This window comes from Companilactobacillus metriopterae (assembly GCF_004117915.1).
GTDB lineage: Bacteria > Bacillota > Bacilli > Lactobacillales > Lactobacillaceae > Companilactobacillus > Companilactobacillus metriopterae.
Genome location: NZ_RSTD01000002.1, coordinates 170288 through 186293, shown reverse-complemented (window position 1 = coordinate 186293; position 16006 = coordinate 170288). Strand labels below are relative to the sequence as shown.

General features: G+C 30.5%; 18 protein-coding genes. 16 read left to right on the top strand and 2 right to left on the bottom strand.

Going from position 1 to position 16006, the window contains the following annotated elements:
• The first annotated feature begins 62 nt into the window (after nucleotides 1–62).
• From EKN01_RS06065 to EKN01_RS06020, 10 genes are all read left to right on the top strand, one after another.
• Complete coding sequence (locus EKN01_RS06065) at nucleotides 63–548, top strand: isochorismatase family protein (RefSeq protein ID WP_241685261.1); 486 nt, start codon at nucleotides 63–65, stop codon at nucleotides 546–548.
• Between the two features lie 115 nt (nucleotides 549–663).
• On the top strand, nucleotides 664–927 hold the full coding sequence (locus EKN01_RS06060) for a hypothetical protein (RefSeq protein ID WP_129045402.1): 264 nt from the start codon (nucleotides 664–666) through the stop codon (nucleotides 925–927).
• A 280-nt stretch (nucleotides 928–1207) separates the two neighbouring features.
• The gene (locus EKN01_RS06055) at nucleotides 1208–1771 is read left to right on the top strand and encodes a hypothetical protein (RefSeq protein ID WP_129045401.1); all 564 of its coding nucleotides are present in this window, start codon (nucleotides 1208–1210) and stop codon (nucleotides 1769–1771) included.
• A 233-nt stretch (nucleotides 1772–2004) separates the two neighbouring features.
• Nucleotides 2005–2289 (top strand): class IIc cyclic bacteriocin, encoded by a 285-nt coding sequence (locus tag EKN01_RS06050; protein ID WP_129045400.1) that lies wholly within the window; start codon nucleotides 2005–2007, stop codon nucleotides 2287–2289.
• Between the two features lie 76 nt (nucleotides 2290–2365).
• Nucleotides 2366–2848 (top strand): stage II sporulation protein M, encoded by a 483-nt coding sequence (locus EKN01_RS06045; RefSeq protein WP_129045399.1) that lies wholly within the window; start codon nucleotides 2366–2368, stop codon nucleotides 2846–2848.
• Between the two features lie 4 nt (nucleotides 2849–2852).
• Nucleotides 2853–3032 carry a hypothetical protein gene (locus EKN01_RS06040; RefSeq protein WP_129045398.1) on the top strand — a complete coding sequence of 60 codons (180 nt, stop codon included), beginning with the start codon at nucleotides 2853–2855 and terminating at the stop codon, nucleotides 3030–3032.
• Nucleotides 3029–3694: an ATP-binding cassette domain-containing protein gene (locus EKN01_RS06035; RefSeq protein WP_129045397.1), complete on the top strand. Its 666-nt coding sequence runs from the start codon at nucleotides 3029–3031 to the stop codon at nucleotides 3692–3694. Before EKN01_RS06040 ends, EKN01_RS06035 begins: the two co-directional genes overlap by 4 nt.
• Nucleotides 3694–4350 (top strand): ABC-2 transporter permease, encoded by a 657-nt coding sequence (locus tag EKN01_RS06030; RefSeq protein WP_129045396.1) that lies wholly within the window; start codon nucleotides 3694–3696, stop codon nucleotides 4348–4350. The genes EKN01_RS06035 and EKN01_RS06030 overlap by 1 nt, the downstream gene beginning before the upstream one ends.
• 146 nt (nucleotides 4351–4496) lie before the next feature.
• The gene (locus tag EKN01_RS06025) at nucleotides 4497–5450 is read left to right on the top strand and encodes an ABC transporter substrate-binding protein (RefSeq protein ID WP_164966377.1); all 954 of its coding nucleotides are present in this window, start codon (nucleotides 4497–4499) and stop codon (nucleotides 5448–5450) included.
• Nucleotides 5451–5594: 144 nt separating this feature from the next.
• Nucleotides 5595–5936 (top strand): hypothetical protein, encoded by a 342-nt coding sequence (locus tag EKN01_RS06020; RefSeq protein ID WP_129045394.1) that lies wholly within the window; start codon nucleotides 5595–5597, stop codon nucleotides 5934–5936.
• A 73-nt stretch (nucleotides 5937–6009) separates the two neighbouring features.
• On the opposite strand, the gene EKN01_RS06015 is transcribed toward EKN01_RS06020, so the two are convergent.
• On the bottom strand, nucleotides 6010–7089 hold the full coding sequence (locus EKN01_RS06015; protein ID WP_129045393.1) for an acyltransferase: 1080 nt from the start codon (nucleotides 7087–7089) through the stop codon (nucleotides 6010–6012).
• A gap of 109 nt (nucleotides 7090–7198) precedes the next feature.
• Between EKN01_RS06015 and EKN01_RS06010 the strand changes: the two genes are divergently transcribed.
• The 5 genes from EKN01_RS06010 to EKN01_RS05990 all read left to right on the top strand — a co-directional run bounded on the left by EKN01_RS06010 (nucleotide 7199) and on the right by EKN01_RS05990 (nucleotide 12354).
• A complete protein-coding gene (locus EKN01_RS06010; protein ID WP_129045392.1) occupies nucleotides 7199–7864 on the top strand; it encodes a CPBP family glutamic-type intramembrane protease in 666 nt (221 codons plus the stop codon).
• Between the two features lie 116 nt (nucleotides 7865–7980).
• Nucleotides 7981–8727 (top strand): ABC transporter ATP-binding protein, encoded by a 747-nt coding sequence (locus tag EKN01_RS06005; RefSeq protein ID WP_099975274.1) that lies wholly within the window; start codon nucleotides 7981–7983, stop codon nucleotides 8725–8727.
• A gap of 12 nt (nucleotides 8728–8739) precedes the next feature.
• Complete coding sequence (locus tag EKN01_RS06000; RefSeq protein WP_129045391.1) at nucleotides 8740–10695, top strand: ABC transporter permease; 1956 nt, start codon at nucleotides 8740–8742, stop codon at nucleotides 10693–10695.
• Between the two features lie 11 nt (nucleotides 10696–10706).
• Nucleotides 10707–11396, top strand: coding sequence for a response regulator transcription factor (locus EKN01_RS05995; protein WP_129045390.1), 690 nt, complete (start codon nucleotides 10707–10709; stop codon nucleotides 11394–11396).
• A complete protein-coding gene (locus EKN01_RS05990) occupies nucleotides 11383–12354 on the top strand; it encodes a sensor histidine kinase (protein ID WP_129045389.1) in 972 nt (323 codons plus the stop codon). Before EKN01_RS05995 ends, EKN01_RS05990 begins: the two co-directional genes overlap by 14 nt.
• Nucleotides 12355–12367: 13 nt before the next feature.
• Here the strand turns inward: EKN01_RS05990 and helD are convergent, their stop codons facing one another.
• Nucleotides 12368–14641, bottom strand: coding sequence for an RNA polymerase recycling motor HelD (gene helD, locus EKN01_RS05985; protein WP_129045388.1), 2274 nt, complete (start codon nucleotides 14639–14641; stop codon nucleotides 12368–12370).
• A 286-nt stretch (nucleotides 14642–14927) separates the two neighbouring features.
• Here helD and trpS point away from each other — a divergent pair, with 286 nt between their 5' ends.
• Nucleotides 14928–15944, top strand: coding sequence for a tryptophan--tRNA ligase (gene trpS / locus EKN01_RS05980; RefSeq protein ID WP_129045387.1), 1017 nt, complete (start codon nucleotides 14928–14930; stop codon nucleotides 15942–15944).
• The last annotated feature ends 62 nt before the right edge of the window (nucleotides 15945–16006 follow it).

Here is a 16006-nt window from a genome sequence, read left to right as displayed (position 1 = left end):
TGTGCAAATAATTAAAAAATATGGTATACATAGAAATATAATTTTTAAGGGGAGACTATATATTGGAAACTAAAAAAGCATTGCTTGTACTTGATATGCAAAACGGTCTAAGTTCTTCATATGATTTTGAAACAGTTTTGGAAAAAATAAACAAAAAGATAGATACATATAGAGATAATAACGATTTAATTGTTTTTATGAAGCATGTTGACGACTTCCTTAAATTTGATACATTTGAAGGAGAATTGGTAAAAAACCTAAATCGTCTTGAAGATGATCGAGTTATTTTGAAAAACCACAGTAATTCTTTCTATGAAACAGGTCTAGATTCATTTCTAAAACATCAAAAAATAACTGATATCGAGGTCTGTGGTCTACAAACTGAATACTGTGTTGACACTGCAATCAGAACAGGACATTACTTAGGTTACAACATGTCTATTCAGTCTGGTTACCATACAACATTTGGAAATGATCTCCTTGAAGCTAAAAAAGTAATTGAACATCATGAATTAATTTGGGGAAACATGTTCGCAAGTGTAAAGTAATACGTAATTTAATTTCGATGAGTTGTTATTATAAGAAGAACCACTACTTTGTTGATTATAGGTAGTGGTTTTTTTGTTGTAATTTATAAATTATAATGGGCACAAGGTGAATAATATGATAGAAAATTTAGGAATAGTATATGTAGATGCCCAGAGTCAGTGGATTCATACAATAGCAATACTAGTTTTTATTGGACTATTATTAATTTTGTATCTATTTAAGAATGCTGATAAATTGTTAGAGATGTGGGATTCATATTATAAGACCAAGGATAAGATTGAAGGTCCATTCGGATTTGGTCATAATTTTTTTGAATTCATAACAATTATCGTAAGAAGCATTCTGAAATTTTTTCTAGGTAGGTTTACAAATGATTAGCAAAAGTTTCAAACAATGGTTTCTATTAGCAATTATCTGGATAATCATAGAAAGTATGATAAAACTATTTTTAGTTAATCCATTTCCGGAGGAGTGGTACTCGCTAGTGTTTAATATAATAACTATACTAGGAACAGTGTTTGTAGGTATGGATTTATACGAATATCTATCTAATAAATAGAAAGTCCTCACGCAAATTAAGTGAGGCTTTTTATCTTGCATTTTTTACTAAATGTTGATATTGCGAAATTTGTAACTATATTTTATTAGGGAGAATGGTATGAAGAAAATATTTATTTCTATTTTAGTTTTACTTTCATTTATTCCTTTTTTTGGAATAAATACTGCTAAGGCAGCTAATTTTACTGAGGCTCAAGAAGGAATTGTTTGTGTAAAAAGTCAGACAAAATTGTATTCAAAAAATGATGATGGCAGTTTTACAGAAACCAACGGACGGCTAGGAGCATACTATAGTTGGTATAGTGACCAATATGCTTATGATGGATCCGCAAATGAAGGATACTTAAGAGTAGCTACTAATGAATGGGTAAAATCAACTGATGAAACCTACATTTTTCAAAGTAAGAATTATCATTTAACTCCACAAATTGATAATTATGATAATGTTAATGCTAAAGTTGTAACTGTAAAATATTTAGATGCCCTTGTATATAATGATTACGGTGAAAAAACTTCAGAAGTAGTTCCTGCTTATTCTTCATGGAAAGTAGATATGCATTATTCTGTTTCAAGTGCTGGATTGCTGGATTACCATAACTATCAAAGAATTGCACCAAACAAATGGATTTGCATGGATGACGCGCAAGTAACTGCCATTTTATAATGAGATTATTTTATTATAAAATATAGAGATTGTGAAAAATTAATATTTTTATAAAATATTATAAAAACAACTTACTTATTAATTTTATAGTATTATATTATGATTAATTTTGGGTTTAATTACGTTTAAATACGGAAACGCTACGTTTATAATTATTTCTATTGTGAAATATATAGGTGTTATTATTTAATTGTGATCGAGATCACACAATTAAATACAGGAGGTTTCATATTATGAAAAACATGGGGATGTTATCTAAAGGTAAAGTTGACAAGAAACTTGTTTATATAGTTTTGGCATATGTTGCAATGTTTCTACTTATGTTAGCTTTTAGATCCAATATTGAATGGGTAATGAATCAATTTGGGTATCATTTTAGTAAGGGAACAATTACTAAGATTCTTCACTACGCAGAAGGTGGTTCTGGTGTAGCATCAGCAATTGTAGCTGTTACTGGAGTAGCTTTGCCAGCGTGGGCTATGGCTGTACTTGCAACAATGGGCGGAATGGCTGCCTAGATTTTACAAATAAATTAGGAAGGTACGTATATAAGAATTTTAGTATTCTTGATACGTACTTTTTGGTTACTTAATTATGAGATATAAGTATAGATACATAAATAAAGAGCTATTTTCCTTTTTTGTAACCATATTTATTGGTTATATAGTAACAAATTTTTTCAAAAAAAGTATTATTGAATGGCATGCTTCTGATAGCAACTTATTTTACGGATTTTTACATATTATTGTTAATAACTCAGCATGTTTCATTGTTTTGTTACTTTCAATTATATTAGGAAGATATTTAAGTATTTCTTTTTTTGCACTTAATGGTCTTATCTTAGGAATTAGCATGGGTTTTATAAATAACATATTTTTATCATTAATATTCACGTTACCCCATGGAGTTTTTGAATTTTTAGGTTTTTTTATGACTAGTTATTTTGTAAATAAGAGTAGAGAGGTTATTGTTCCTAAAAGAAATTATATAGAATCATATGTAATTATTTTTATTGCTGCAATAATAGAAGTTTTGGTCACACCAGTAATTGTTAATTTTTATTTATCGAGAGGGTAGAAAAATGAATAAAAAAATTATAGATATAATTTGTAGAATTATATTATTGATATTAGCATTAGTAGAAGTATATTTTCTTATTACTGATAGTAAATATCTGGCACAAATGACACCATTGCTCCTTGTTTCCGTAGGAGTTTATGCGCTAGTGACAAATTACTATAGAAGTAGAGAAAAAAAATGAAAGACATTCTAGTTGTAAAAGAATTAAATACTAAAAATAAAAATTTTTCATTAAAGAATATATCTTTTAGTATATCTGCAGGAAAAATATACGGATTAATAGGAAAAAATGGGGCTGGCAAATCTACCCTGATAAAAGAAATAATAAGAAAATCGAATATAAATTCTGATGATGTTATATATACTAAATCTGATTCTGGAATTTCTTATATATCTCATATAACTTCTTTTCCTAATACATTTAATTCTAAAGATATCGATAAAGTGTGCAAAAAATTAATAAGGGATTGGGATACCAATAAATACTTTAACTTACTTGATGAGTTTGAATTGCCAATTAAAAGAAATATTGGTGAGCTTTCAACAGGTATGAAAGCAAAGTTAAACATATCTATTGCTTTAAGTAGAAATTCAAAATTAATCATATTTGATGAAGCAATGAATGGTATTGACGCAGTCTCTAGAAAGTTAATTTTAAAAAAATTAAAATCTAATATTAAACTAGAACCAGAAAAGTCAATGTTAATAACATCACATGTTTTAGAAGATATTGAAGAAATATCTGATGAAATAATTGTTATTCGTGATGGAGAAATAGTGAAGAATATTTCGTCAAAAGATATAAAAAATTATCAAAAAGATGATGTATTGGAGTTTATGTGATGATAAATGGACTGATTTTAAAAGACTTCATAGTTTTTAAAAAAAGTATTACAAGTTTAAAAGTAATTCTACCAATAGGTATACTATTAGTTTTGAATTTACTGTTAGGAAAAAATGGATCGAATATATTAAATATTTTAATTGGATTACTGGTATTTAGTTTATCATTCAGTTCTTATGATGAGGATACTGAGCAATGGGAGCTATTTACATATTCTTCTAAAATTTCAAATTTAATATTAGTTTCAGCGAGATACATCTTTCTTATTTCTATAATGTTATTATCAGTATTATTTGTTTATTTATTAAATATATCCGAATATTTATTGTTCAATGTCGAATCACTACATTTTATAAATTTTTTAATGCTTGTAATTTTATTATTATTTAGCACTGTAGTAATAATATTTACTCCATTGATTTATTTAGTAGGATTAAATAATGTTCAAATAATAATGATAGGAATATTTGGAATTGTGTTTGTACTTTTTAAATTTCTAAAGATTCCAAATTGGATGAATAATTTATTTTCCGCTATTTTATCAAATAATATTTTGATGCTTCTCATAATTATTTCTTTGTTTATTGTCTTAGGAACAATATCGTTCTTTATGAGTGTTTTTTTTGCTAAGAAAAGATCTTTAAATAATTTTTAAAAAAGTATTTACAATGAATATAAAAAACCCCATAAATATGAGGTTTTTTATATTCATTATAAATTTGTTCTGATTGAACTTTATTATTCCTTTTTATTTTTCAAAATGTTAGGATAAACCCTGTAAATACAATTAGGAGGCTTATGATGTCAAGATTCAAAAAGTTCACTGCACTCTTGTTTACAGCGATTATTGTAATTTCAGCATTTGCTGGTGCTACATCTACAGTTAAGGCTGACGATGAAGTTAATACTATTACTATAGGTGCTGTTAAGGGTACATCTGCTGTCCCATTGCTTGTTGCAAAACAATACAATCTGGACAAAAATAATAATGCTTCAATCGATGTAAAAACATACAATTCAACTAAAGAATTGAATGATGCGCTTAAAGCTGGTGAAATAACAGGTGCATTTACGGATTTAGTAAATTATGCAGCCATTACAAAATCAACTAGCTCATATAAGATTGTTGGACAATCTAGTGGATACCTAGGACTAGTTGCAAACAAGAAGTACAAAAAAGTAGATTCTTTGAAGGGCAAGACAATTGCCGTTGAAAAGAATGATGCTTCTAAATATTATTTGAAAACTGTTTTAGAAGATAACAATTTGAAACTTTCTGATGTTAAGATCAAAGAAATAGCTGATCCATCTGATCGTGTGTCTCAATTGAAGTCTAAAAAAGTTGATGCAATTGTAGTTGGTGATCCGTTCATCACAAATGCTGAAAAAAATGGTGCAAAGGTTCTTAAGAAACAAAACATCAATAAATCAAATGACAATGTAATTATCATGTCAAAAGATTCATTATCAACCGATATCTCAAATGTTAATATGTTTATCAACGTTTACAATGATGGTATCAAGGCTTTTAACAAGGGTGGATTCACTACAGCTGATCAAGTATTAGTAGAACAAGGTGCTACTAGAGAAGCTGCTGTTAAGATGAATGATTTAGATATAGATCTAAGCAAGGCAAAGAAAGTTAAAAAATCTGACTATGACCGTGTTATGAAATATGCTAAATCAGCAAAAGTTAATACAAAACCTGCTGAATTCAAAAAAGAATTTGCTAAACTTGCCAATATAACAAAATAAAATCAATTAAAAAAGCTCATCCATTTGTTTATAACGGATGAGCTTTTTAATTTATAATTTTTTATCTATAATGTAGATTATTTTTAATAAAAATATTGATTTTTAGATTATGCGTGATATCTTAAACGATAGGAGGGGATATATATGAAAAAAAGAATGTTATTATTAATTGCTACAATTATTGTTGCTTTTTTGAGCAGTATAAATGTGGCAAGTGCTGAAACTGTATCACAACACTATGCTGAGGTCTACACGGATTATTCTGTGATGGTGACTCCTAATGGAGGACAAGATTGTTATACAATTGATGATGCTACAAATGATATGATTATTCCTAACAAACCACTGCATCTTGATGAACATACACCTTGGTTTACTGACCGAGCATTAGTTAATTTGACAGATGGTAAGGTATATTACGAGGTTAGTACGAATGTATTTGTACCCGAACAATCTGTTACTAGATTTTATGTTATGTCTAAATAATTAAATAGTGGGGATCTAATGTGTATAAAAAAGACTGACCTTAATTGAGGTCAGTCTTTTTATATTTAATTATCTACTTGGCTTTTTTTGTATATCTGGTAACTCCTGTGAATAAGTAATTGATGATAGGGATGTAACTTAATACCCAAATACTAATAATTGAAATAGCTAATACAACAATATATCTACTAAATGTTCCTATCAAACCTGTAACTGAAGCCATCATAACTGGTTCAATATATAAAATAATCAGGTTGTGAATAAGATATACACCAAATACTAATGGTGAAAGTCTTGCGAAGACATTTTTAACGCCATCAGAATCAATTCTGTTTCCCCATTTTTGCAGTAACATGAAAAATGGAACTGACATTAGAGGAATAAACATTTCAGTTACATAACTGGCATTGTATATATCTAGTAGTTTTGGATTTTTATACTCTGTATAACAACCGATTAGAACAAACAATATTCCTACTATAAATAAAATCCAGTTATTAAATCGATTAAGATCAATTTTTGTTAGGTAATATCCTAAAATAAAGTAACCGACATATCCTCCGATTAAGAAGAAATTAGCAGCAGGATATACTTCAATTAAATGGCGATATTGTTTAGGAAGTAGGGCAAACATTGTTGGTAAGACTGAGTTTGTAATAAACCAAACTATTAGAATATAGTTCAGCATTTTTTTGTCAGTATTGTCAACTAGTGCTTTGATAACTGGGGATAAAATATAAATTCCAATTAATGGATACATAAACCAATAGGTAATTTGTGTGGGATGACCAAAGACTAATCGAAATGAATCCCAGACTATACTCCAGTTTAGATCTTTAGCATGGATTCCTCCGATTATAGGCGACGCCAAGGACCATACAAGGAATGGTATTAAAATATGTGGAATTCTTTTTTTCCAAGTATAGCTAAGTGACAGTGTGCGTTTACTGTTCAATAAAAGGGCACCAGATATCATGAAGAAAAGTGGGACGCTTATGTGTGCAAAATAGTTTAGCAACTTAATAGTAACCCAAGTGTGGCTTCCAATATTTTGAACGGTATCTATTGCTGAAACGTGGATAAATACAACAAGTAAAATAGCAATAACCCTAATAAAATCTAGATAAAAAATTCGTGATTGTTTTTCTTCCATATTCTCCTCCAGTAACTATTATTTATAATAATAGATGAAATCATTGTGAAAATGAAGAGTTTCCTTATGATATAATTGATAAGATAAAAAATTTGAAGGATGAATTGATATGCGTGAAGAAGGATCATTTCGATCAAATATAGTTTCTTATATAGTTTGGTTATTGTTTTCTGTAGCAATTTTGGGACTGAAGAACTTTTCAGCTACTGCCAAGGGACTAAATATTCCGGTGGCTATATTTACTATACTGATAGGTGCAGCGTTCCTATACTTGATGATTAAGAGATATAACCATGAAAATAGAGAATTTGCTGACAATCCTCCAAAATTTGTAGAATCACTATCTAATAACTTTGGATTCATAATATTGATGATCATCCTAGTATGTGCGATGCGTATCTCTATCTCATTTTTACAAGTTACAGGTAAACTACCAATGTTTGTAAATGATGACACAGCTAGTCCTGATCAAAAAGTATTTATATTCTCACTTATAGTTAATATTTTTATTGTTACTGTAATTCAACAACTAACACAGACAGGTTTCTTTTTTAATTATTTCTTCCGCAGCAACAATGCATTTGCTGCTATTGCAGGATTAATAATAAGTGGGGTTGTAGCTGGCTTGATTAGTTTGCCAGGATCACAATTACAATTCTTTATGATGATGGCTCTGGGTTGGTGTTATGCACTGACTTATCTGTACACAAAAGATTTCAAGATGGCATTGCTTGTGGCAATGGTAAGCTCAACAATTGGAACGATAATTATTTAAAAAGCTATTGGATAAAATATCCAATAGCTTTTTTTTCTTACACAAGTGTAAGTGTTTATTTTATGAATCAGATTATATACTGAATTTATCGAATAACAAAAGAAGGGGAGACAAAAATGTCAAAATTAGAAATCAAATCTGTAAGTAAGACTTACGGAAAAGTTGAAAATCAAAGTTCTTATGTTTTAAAAAATATTAATTTCACCGTTGAAGAAGGTGAATATATTTCAATTATGGGGGAATCAGGTTCAGGTAAAACAACATTGTTGAACTTACTAGCAACCCTGGACAAACCTACAAAGGGAAGTATTCAATTGGGTGATCAATCTGTTGATCAGATGAATGACAGCCAAAGTGCAGATTTTCGTAGAGACAATTTGGGATTTATTTTCCAAAAATTCAATTTACTAAATATATTCACTTGTAGAGACAATATTTTATTGCCAATCGTATTGGCTAAGAAAAATGTGGAAGATTACACAGCAAAATTAAACGATCTATCTAGAAAACTAGGACTAGAAGATTTGTTAGAAAAATATCCATATCAATTATCTGGTGGTCAACAACAACGTGTGGCAGCTGCTAGAGCATTGATAAATAGCCCTGAATTAATTTTAGCTGATGAACCTACTGGCGCGTTAGATTCTAGTACTTCTGAAAAATTATTGGATATTTTGCAAGATTTTAATAACAGTGGTCAGACAATTTTGATGGTGACACACAGTGCTATCGCTGCGAGTCATTCAAACCGAGTATTGTTCATAAAAGACGGAACAATATTTAATCAGATTTATCGTGGTGATATGAGTAACGAAGAATTTTATACAAAAATAGTTGAAGCATCGACTTTGCTAAACGAATAGGGGGATGAAATTATGTTTTTAAGTAAAATAGCACGTAACAATATTAAAGCTAACAAAAATATGATAATTCCCTTTTTCATAGCAGGGAGTTTACTTACAGCTTTTAACTTTATTTTATTGAATATGATAGAAAGTAATAGTTTCAAAAATATCGTATCCGCAGATGTAGTTACTATATTTTTGAAATATAGTTTTGGAATTATTTTAGCTATCACAGTAGTATTTATGTTTTATGCAGATAATTATTTATCTCAAAGTAGAAATAGAGAACTTTCACTCTATTCCATGTTGGGGATGAACAAACGACAAATTACTGGTGTTATCACAATTGAAGAAATCTTAACTTACATAGCTACTCAGGTCGTAGGTATCTTCCTTGGAATAGGTTTTTCTAAATTATCTAGTATGCTTTTATTCAAAATGATGAGCATAGATATGAAGATGAATTATAGATTGAGTTTTAAAGCTATTCTAGAAATAATTGCAATTTTTGCAATCATCTATTTATTTATTATTTTGAGAAACTCTATTAAGATATATCGATTAAACTTACAAGAATTCTTTAACAGTACAAGTAAAACAGAAAATATCAAAAAAATTCCTTGGATTCGTGGAATTATCAGTTTTATTATTTTATTTACAGGATATATTCTTGCACTTATGACTAAAAATCCACAAAAAATGTTGCCAGTATTCTTGTTAGCAGTTGGATTAGTAATAGTTGGAATATTCATGACATTTTCATTTGGTAGCATTGTAGTTCTAAAATTCCTCAAAGGAAGAAAGAGTTACTACAAAATAAAAAATTTTGTCATGATATCAGGATTAACTCATAGATTACGTCGTAGTTCAGTTTCATTGGCAACAATATGTTTATTATGTACGGCTACCTTAGTTACTGTTTCTGTAACTGCATGTTTGTTTGCGGGTAGAAATCAAATTTTGGAGGAAGCTTATCCTAGAGAGGTCATGGTACATTCTGACCGAGAAAGCAAAAAAGAGAATCTTTCAGGTTATGTAGAATCTAGTGCAAAAAAACATGATATCAAATTAAAAGACCATGCTCGTTTGAGTATAGATGCATCTATATCTGCTAAAAAGGATGAAAATAACTTTAAAGAAATTTCTAATCCTGCGGCATCTGATCTTTACCAATTTAATATAATTAATATTGATAATTACAACAAAGATAATGGAACCAATTTAAAATTATCTAGCAATAAAGTTTATTATTATACAAGAAATAATGATGAAGTTTTGGATAAAAAATTTAAATTAAAGAATAACGAATGGACTGTAGAAAAACAGATAAAAGATAACAACTTCTTAGCTAACTCTCAACCAGGTAAGACAAATATCTATTTAGTTATGAACAGCAAAGAAGAAAAGAAATATTTCAAAGATAAAGATACATTTGTATACGATGGCTTCAATATTAAAGATACAGGTTCTAAAAAACAGTTCCAAAATTTTATGGATGATTCAGCTAGTCATGCAGCAGGTAATGGTTTTGTTAGTTTTGCACATAATGAGTATGTGGCACTTAACATCGTAATGGGTGGATTTCTATTCTTGGGTGGCTTACTAGCAATAGTATTCATGCTAATAACTGCCTTGGTTATGTATTACCGTCAATTAGCAGAAGGTCTGAGTGATCGTGATGATTACATTGTTATGAACGAGATTGGTATGGGAGTAAGTCAAGTCAAAAAGATTGTTCAACGTCAGGTCAACTGGACTTCGGCAGCACCTCTGATCTTCTCGGCTGTTAATTTATTGTTTGCCTTTACGTTGTTGAATCGATTGTTGCAATATATAACTCCAGCAAATCCGCACTTGTTTATTGAAGTTACTCTTATTACACTATTAGTATTCGCGGTTGTATATGCTGTACTGAGTTTCTTAACGGGTAGAGTTTACTTCTCCTTAATTAAGAATAATAAACTTAACGACCGTAGAGAAGGGTAAGGTAAGATTAATTGAATAGGGTAACCATTGTTGAAGATGATATTACGATTGCTCAAAAGGTTAAGCAAAATCTGGAAAAGTCTGGTATTTCAGCGACTTATATCAAAGATTTCAATAATATAATTACTGAAATTGAAGATTATAAACCTGACTTGATTGTCATGGATATTTTTCTCCCAGTAGAAGACGGTTATTTTTGGACACGAAAGATTCGTGAATTTACAAAAATTCCAATCGTTTTTCTATCAAGTGCCGAAGAAAAAATGAATACAATCAAAGCTATAGAAGCTGGAGCAGATGACTTTATAGTCAAGCCTTTTAGCATGGATGTATTGATCGCTAAAATTCAATCATGGTTACGCCGAACATATAATTTTGATAAAACTCATAGTGTTTTGTCTTTTAAAAATTATCAAATAAATTTAATCGATTCTCAAATTATCTATGATGATCAATCTCTTGATATTAGTGGTAATGAACAAGTTATCTTGAAGCAACTGTTTGAAAATCAGAATAATTTGGTCACAAAACAAGATATCATCAGTGCTTTATGGAACAACTCAAACTTTATTGATGAGAATACTTTACAAGTGACAATGACTAGATTGCGTAAAAAATTAGACACTATTCAACTTTCAAATTACATTGAAACGGTTCGTGGGAAAGGATACCGTCTAACGGATTCCTATGAAAACAATTAAGAAAACTTTCAACATTATCAAGAATCAATTGTTTTGGTATGTAATTTTCATATCGCTGACAGATTTATCACTATACTTGTACGGAATTTCTACTGATCACCGCAGAGATATAGTGAGCGTTATAACGGTAATTTTTGTTATTGCAATAGTCACAAATTATATTCTCACTATAATTAAGATTCAAAAGTTATCAAAAATAAATGACTACCGAAAAGATGTTGTTCTCCCAATAGCAACTTCAGAGGTAGAAAAAGAATATCAGAATATACTCAATAAGACTGTAAATTCAGAACAAGCAAGAATTGATAAAATTAATAGTCAACGTCAAGAGTTTCAAGACTCTTTATCAATGTGGACCCATAATATAAAAATACCTATCACCGGGCTGCAGCTAATTCTTGATGACAATCCTACTGATAAAGATATTTTAGTAGCTAAAAATAAAGTACTACAAATTCAACAAAATCTAACAGCTATTTTAGGATATATTTCTCTATCAGAAGGTAACAATGATTTGTTGATTGAGCGAGTTGATTTAAATGAATTGATTGATGAAACTTTGAAGCGTAATGCTTGGGATTTCGTTAATAAGAATCAACATTTGATATACAATCATGATTTGCCCATCATTGTTACTGATAAAAAATGGTTAGAAATTTTGATGGAGCAAATAATAATCAATGCCAACAAATATACTCCCAAAGATGGAACCATAAAAATTTATTCTGAGTCTAAAGAAAGATTTATTGTTATTGAAGACAGTGGTATCGGAATAGATTCTGGAGATATCAAACGTATTTTTGAAAATGGATTTACCGGTAAAAATGGTCGTCAAAATATGAATTCATCAGGATTAGGATTGTATTTAGCTAATCAGATTGCAGAGATGCTATCCCTAGAAATAAAAGTAGATTCTAAAAAAGATTCTGGTTCCAAGTTTGTTATTGAGTATAAATAAAAAGTGCCTCACTTTATTGTGAGACACTTTTTTTATTTTCTTTATTATTAATTAGTTTAGTCATTTGACCGTTAGACAAAACTTTTAAGTAGTGCATGGCTCGGCTACAAATTGTATACAAAACATCGCGAGATCGATCATCAGGATAGTTATCTTGTGATGCATCGTGAACAAGAACAGCATCAAACTCCAACCCTTTAGCAAGGTAAACAGGCAGGATTAAGATACCTTTTTTTAGAGTTCTAATATCTGAATCGATCAACGAAATGGCTGTTTCATCACTAAAATGGACAAAGACTTGTTCTGCTTGTGCTTGATTCTTTGTGATTATAGCAACTGTTCCATATTTTTTTACTAGTTCACGAGCACTAGATTTTAATTCTGAGTAGTAGTTATTCTTGTCTAGTTCTAATGTTTCCGGTAATTCGCCACTTCTAGAGAAAGAACGGATTTCAGTGCCATCAGTCAAAATATCTTTTGCAAAATCAGTGATTTCTTTAGTTGAACGATAGCTTTGGTTAAGGGTGATTGTAGTTATTTTTTTATTCTCAAATAGATGATTCACAGATTCCACGATATCACTATGCTTATAAGTACTAGTCAAAACATCCTGTGCTTTATCACCAAGTAACGTGAGTTTAGCGTTAGGGAATGCGTGTTGAATGTATTTTAGTTGTGCAGAAGTATAGTCTTGTACCTCGTCAATGAAGATATGTTGAATTCCTTGATTGATACCACCACTTGTAATTGAGTCTCGTAAATAAAGAATTGCGATCGAATCACTAAGTGTTATTTGGTGTGACTCAATGTTGTCATCGATGGACTCTATCATTGTTTCCCAAATTGAGTCATCAATGATGTCTTGTTGATAATTGTTTAGTAGATAAATATATTCACGATAAGGATTTAAGAAATAATTATTAATAATGGCGTTGTAGATTGGTGCGTAACGATCTTTCAAAAATATTTCTGCAATAATGGATCTTTGATTGTTGGATTCTTCGATTTTATTATCAGTAATAATCTGTTGGAAATCTTCATCAGAAAGATTGTCGATTTCTTGTTGTACCCAATCAAGATCACGATCAAGATGTATTTTTCTTTGTAACATCTTGATGAGAGTATTCTTGGTTTTCAAAAATCTATCGGCGACACTGTAGGCTTTATTCTGCTTGTCATAGATAGCTGATATTTCTTCGGCAGTAAAAAATGGTTTTCCTTCAAAAATCACATTATCAAAAGCTAAAGTATGATCTTTATTCTGTTTTTCTATATCATCTAAAGTAGCCAAAAAGTCTGAACTTTCTTTTAGTACTCGCATGTCTATCGTTGATTGTGGTAAGTTTTGCTCGTCTTTTTCATAACGTTCAAATAGTGTCTCAACATGGACACCTTGCAGACGTAGTGAGATGAATTCTCCTAGTGTAACTTGTCGCATATTTCTTTCACCCAAACTAGGCAATACCTCAGAAATATAGTTACTAAAGAGTTTATTAGGAGAAAATAAAATAATGTTGTCAGCCTGCATGGTCTCACGACTATGGTACAAGAGATAGGCTACTCGTTGTAGAATAGCCGAAGTCTTACCACTACCGGCAACTCCTTGCACTAGCAATACGTCAGATGAAGTATCGCGAATAATTGTATTCTGTTCTTGCTGAATTGTTGCTACGATATTTTTTAAATATTCATCACTGTATTCGTCAAGAACAGACTGAAGTATTTCGTCTCCAACGGTTTCGTTTGTATCAAACATATTGAGGAGCTCATTTTTAACTATTTGAAATTGTCTCTTTTTAGTTAATTCAACGTCTGCCTGTCCATTAGGTGTGGGATATTTTACGTGTCCCAGAGTACCGTTGTAGTAGATACCAGAAACAGGGGCGCGCCAATCGTAAATTAAGAAATCACCATTTTCATCTTGCAATGTAGATGTCCCAATATAAAGTGTATCTTTTTCACCATCTTCGATGATATCGATTCTTCCAAAATAGGGAGAACCTACCAAATTGTGTAGTTTTGTTAGATTAGATTGAAGAATATTTTCATTTTCAACTGCCATGTAAACTAGTTGTTTTTGTTGTTGGACACTGGCATTAGTTTCCATCTGGTCATCAATTTCTAATGTATTAACACTAGTATTTTCGCCGTAATTTCTTTCGATCTTACTGGTTTCTTGATGAGCAGCTTCAATGTTTTCTTCGGTATTGACGATTTGCTCATCAATTATTTGAGCAATCTCAAGGATTCGTTTTTGTTCCTCTTTTTTTGTTTCAAACTCTGCCATGATTGCTCCTTCCGTTGACAAAATATGTCTGGTACATTAATATTTAAAGAAATTAAGTATATTAAAGCATAGCATTTTTAAGTACTAATTCAAGTAGTTGAATTGAGAGAGTAGCTTCTTGGCTGAGAAAGTTACCAACCTTGTTTTAGGAAATGGGTATGGGTAGTAACCTTATAACTATTGAGTGGTAAATGCAACGCATTTACAATTAAGGTGGTACCACGTGCAAGCGTCCTATTGAATATTTCAATAGGGCGTTTTTTGTTTTAATAATTAGGAGGAAAATATGGCTAAAAAAATAATTTTGACAGGTGACAGACCAACTGGAAAGTTACATATTGGACATTATCTAGGATCACTAAAAAACAGAGTTAAACTTCAAAACGAAGGAAACTATGATGTTTATATTATGATTGCTGATATGCAAGCATTGACAGATAATGCCCGCAATCCTGAAAAAATCCGTAATTCATTGATTGAAGTTGCACTAGATTATCTAGCTGTGGGAATTGATCCAGCAAAATCTACTATTCTTGTGCAATCACAAATTAGTGCGTTGAATGAATTGACTATGTATTATTTGGATCTTGTTTCACTTGCAAGACTTGAAAGAAATCCTACTGTTAAGAGTGAAATTAAGCAAAAAGAATTTGGTCAAAGTATTCCTGCAGGATTCTTAACATATCCAGTTTCTCAAGCAGCTGATATTACTGCTTTCAAAGCTGATACTGTACCAGTTGGCGATGATCAAGAACCTATGTTGGAACAAACTCGTGAAATCGTTCGATCATTTAATCGTATTTATGAAACTGATGCTCTGGTTGAACCAGAAGGAGTATTCCCTCCTAAAGGACAAGGAAGATTACCAGGTATTGATGGCAATGCCAAGATGAGTAAATCACTTGGTAACTGTATTTATCTATCAGACTCAGAAGAAGAAGTTACCAAGAAAGTTATGTCAATGTACACAGATCCAAACCATATTCGTGTGGAAGATCCTGGTCAAATAGAAGGTAACACGGTATTTACATATCTTGATGCTTTCGGTACTGATACTGAAAAAATTGCTGAGTTAAAGGCTCAATATCAAGCCGGTGGTTTGGGAGATGTTAAGGTTAAGAGATATCTAAATGAAGTTCTTCAAGAAGTTTTGACACCAATTCGTGAAAGACGTGAAGAATATGCAAAAGATATCCCAGCTGTATACGAAATACTAAAACAAGGTAGTCAAAGAGCTAATGACGTTGCAAATCAAACTTTACAAGAAGTTCGAGATGCTATCGGAATTAACTATTTTAAATAATTTCAAAATATAAAACGTTTTCTTAAAAAATATGCTGTATTTAACTATTGATTTTTTCAACA

Bases quoted from the DNA above. Each gene is read 5' to 3' on its own strand.
- EKN01_RS06045 (WP_129045399.1), top strand. From the start codon at position 2,366: ATGAGATATAAGTATAGATACATAAATAAAGAGCTATTTTCCTTTTTT.
- EKN01_RS06015 (WP_129045393.1), bottom strand. From the start codon at position 7,089: ATGGAAGAAAAACAATCACGAATTTTTTATCTAGATTTTATTAGGGTT.
- EKN01_RS06010 (WP_129045392.1), top strand. From the start codon at position 7,199: ATGCGTGAAGAAGGATCATTTCGATCAAATATAGTTTCTTATATAGTT.
- EKN01_RS06040 (WP_129045398.1), top strand. From the start codon at position 2,853: ATGAATAAAAAAATTATAGATATAATTTGTAGAATTATATTATTGATA.
- EKN01_RS06055 (WP_129045401.1), top strand. From the start codon at position 1,208: ATGAAGAAAATATTTATTTCTATTTTAGTTTTACTTTCATTTATTCCT.
- EKN01_RS05990 (WP_129045389.1), top strand. From the start codon at position 11,383: ATGAAAACAATTAAGAAAACTTTCAACATTATCAAGAATCAATTGTTT.
- trpS (WP_129045387.1), top strand. From the start codon at position 14,928: ATGGCTAAAAAAATAATTTTGACAGGTGACAGACCAACTGGAAAGTTA.
- EKN01_RS06020 (WP_129045394.1), top strand. From the start codon at position 5,595: ATGAAAAAAAGAATGTTATTATTAATTGCTACAATTATTGTTGCTTTT.
- EKN01_RS06000 (WP_129045391.1), top strand. From the start codon at position 8,740: ATGTTTTTAAGTAAAATAGCACGTAACAATATTAAAGCTAACAAAAAT.
- EKN01_RS06035 (WP_129045397.1), top strand. From the start codon at position 3,029: ATGAAAGACATTCTAGTTGTAAAAGAATTAAATACTAAAAATAAAAAT.
- EKN01_RS06050 (WP_129045400.1), top strand. From the start codon at position 2,005: ATGAAAAACATGGGGATGTTATCTAAAGGTAAAGTTGACAAGAAACTT.
- EKN01_RS06030 (WP_129045396.1), top strand. From the start codon at position 3,694: ATGATAAATGGACTGATTTTAAAAGACTTCATAGTTTTTAAAAAAAGT.
- EKN01_RS06005 (WP_099975274.1), top strand. From the start codon at position 7,981: ATGTCAAAATTAGAAATCAAATCTGTAAGTAAGACTTACGGAAAAGTT.
- helD (WP_129045388.1), bottom strand. From the start codon at position 14,641: ATGGCAGAGTTTGAAACAAAAAAAGAGGAACAAAAACGAATCCTTGAG.
- EKN01_RS06025 (WP_164966377.1), top strand. From the start codon at position 4,497: ATGTCAAGATTCAAAAAGTTCACTGCACTCTTGTTTACAGCGATTATT.
- EKN01_RS06060 (WP_129045402.1), top strand. From the start codon at position 664: ATGATAGAAAATTTAGGAATAGTATATGTAGATGCCCAGAGTCAGTGG.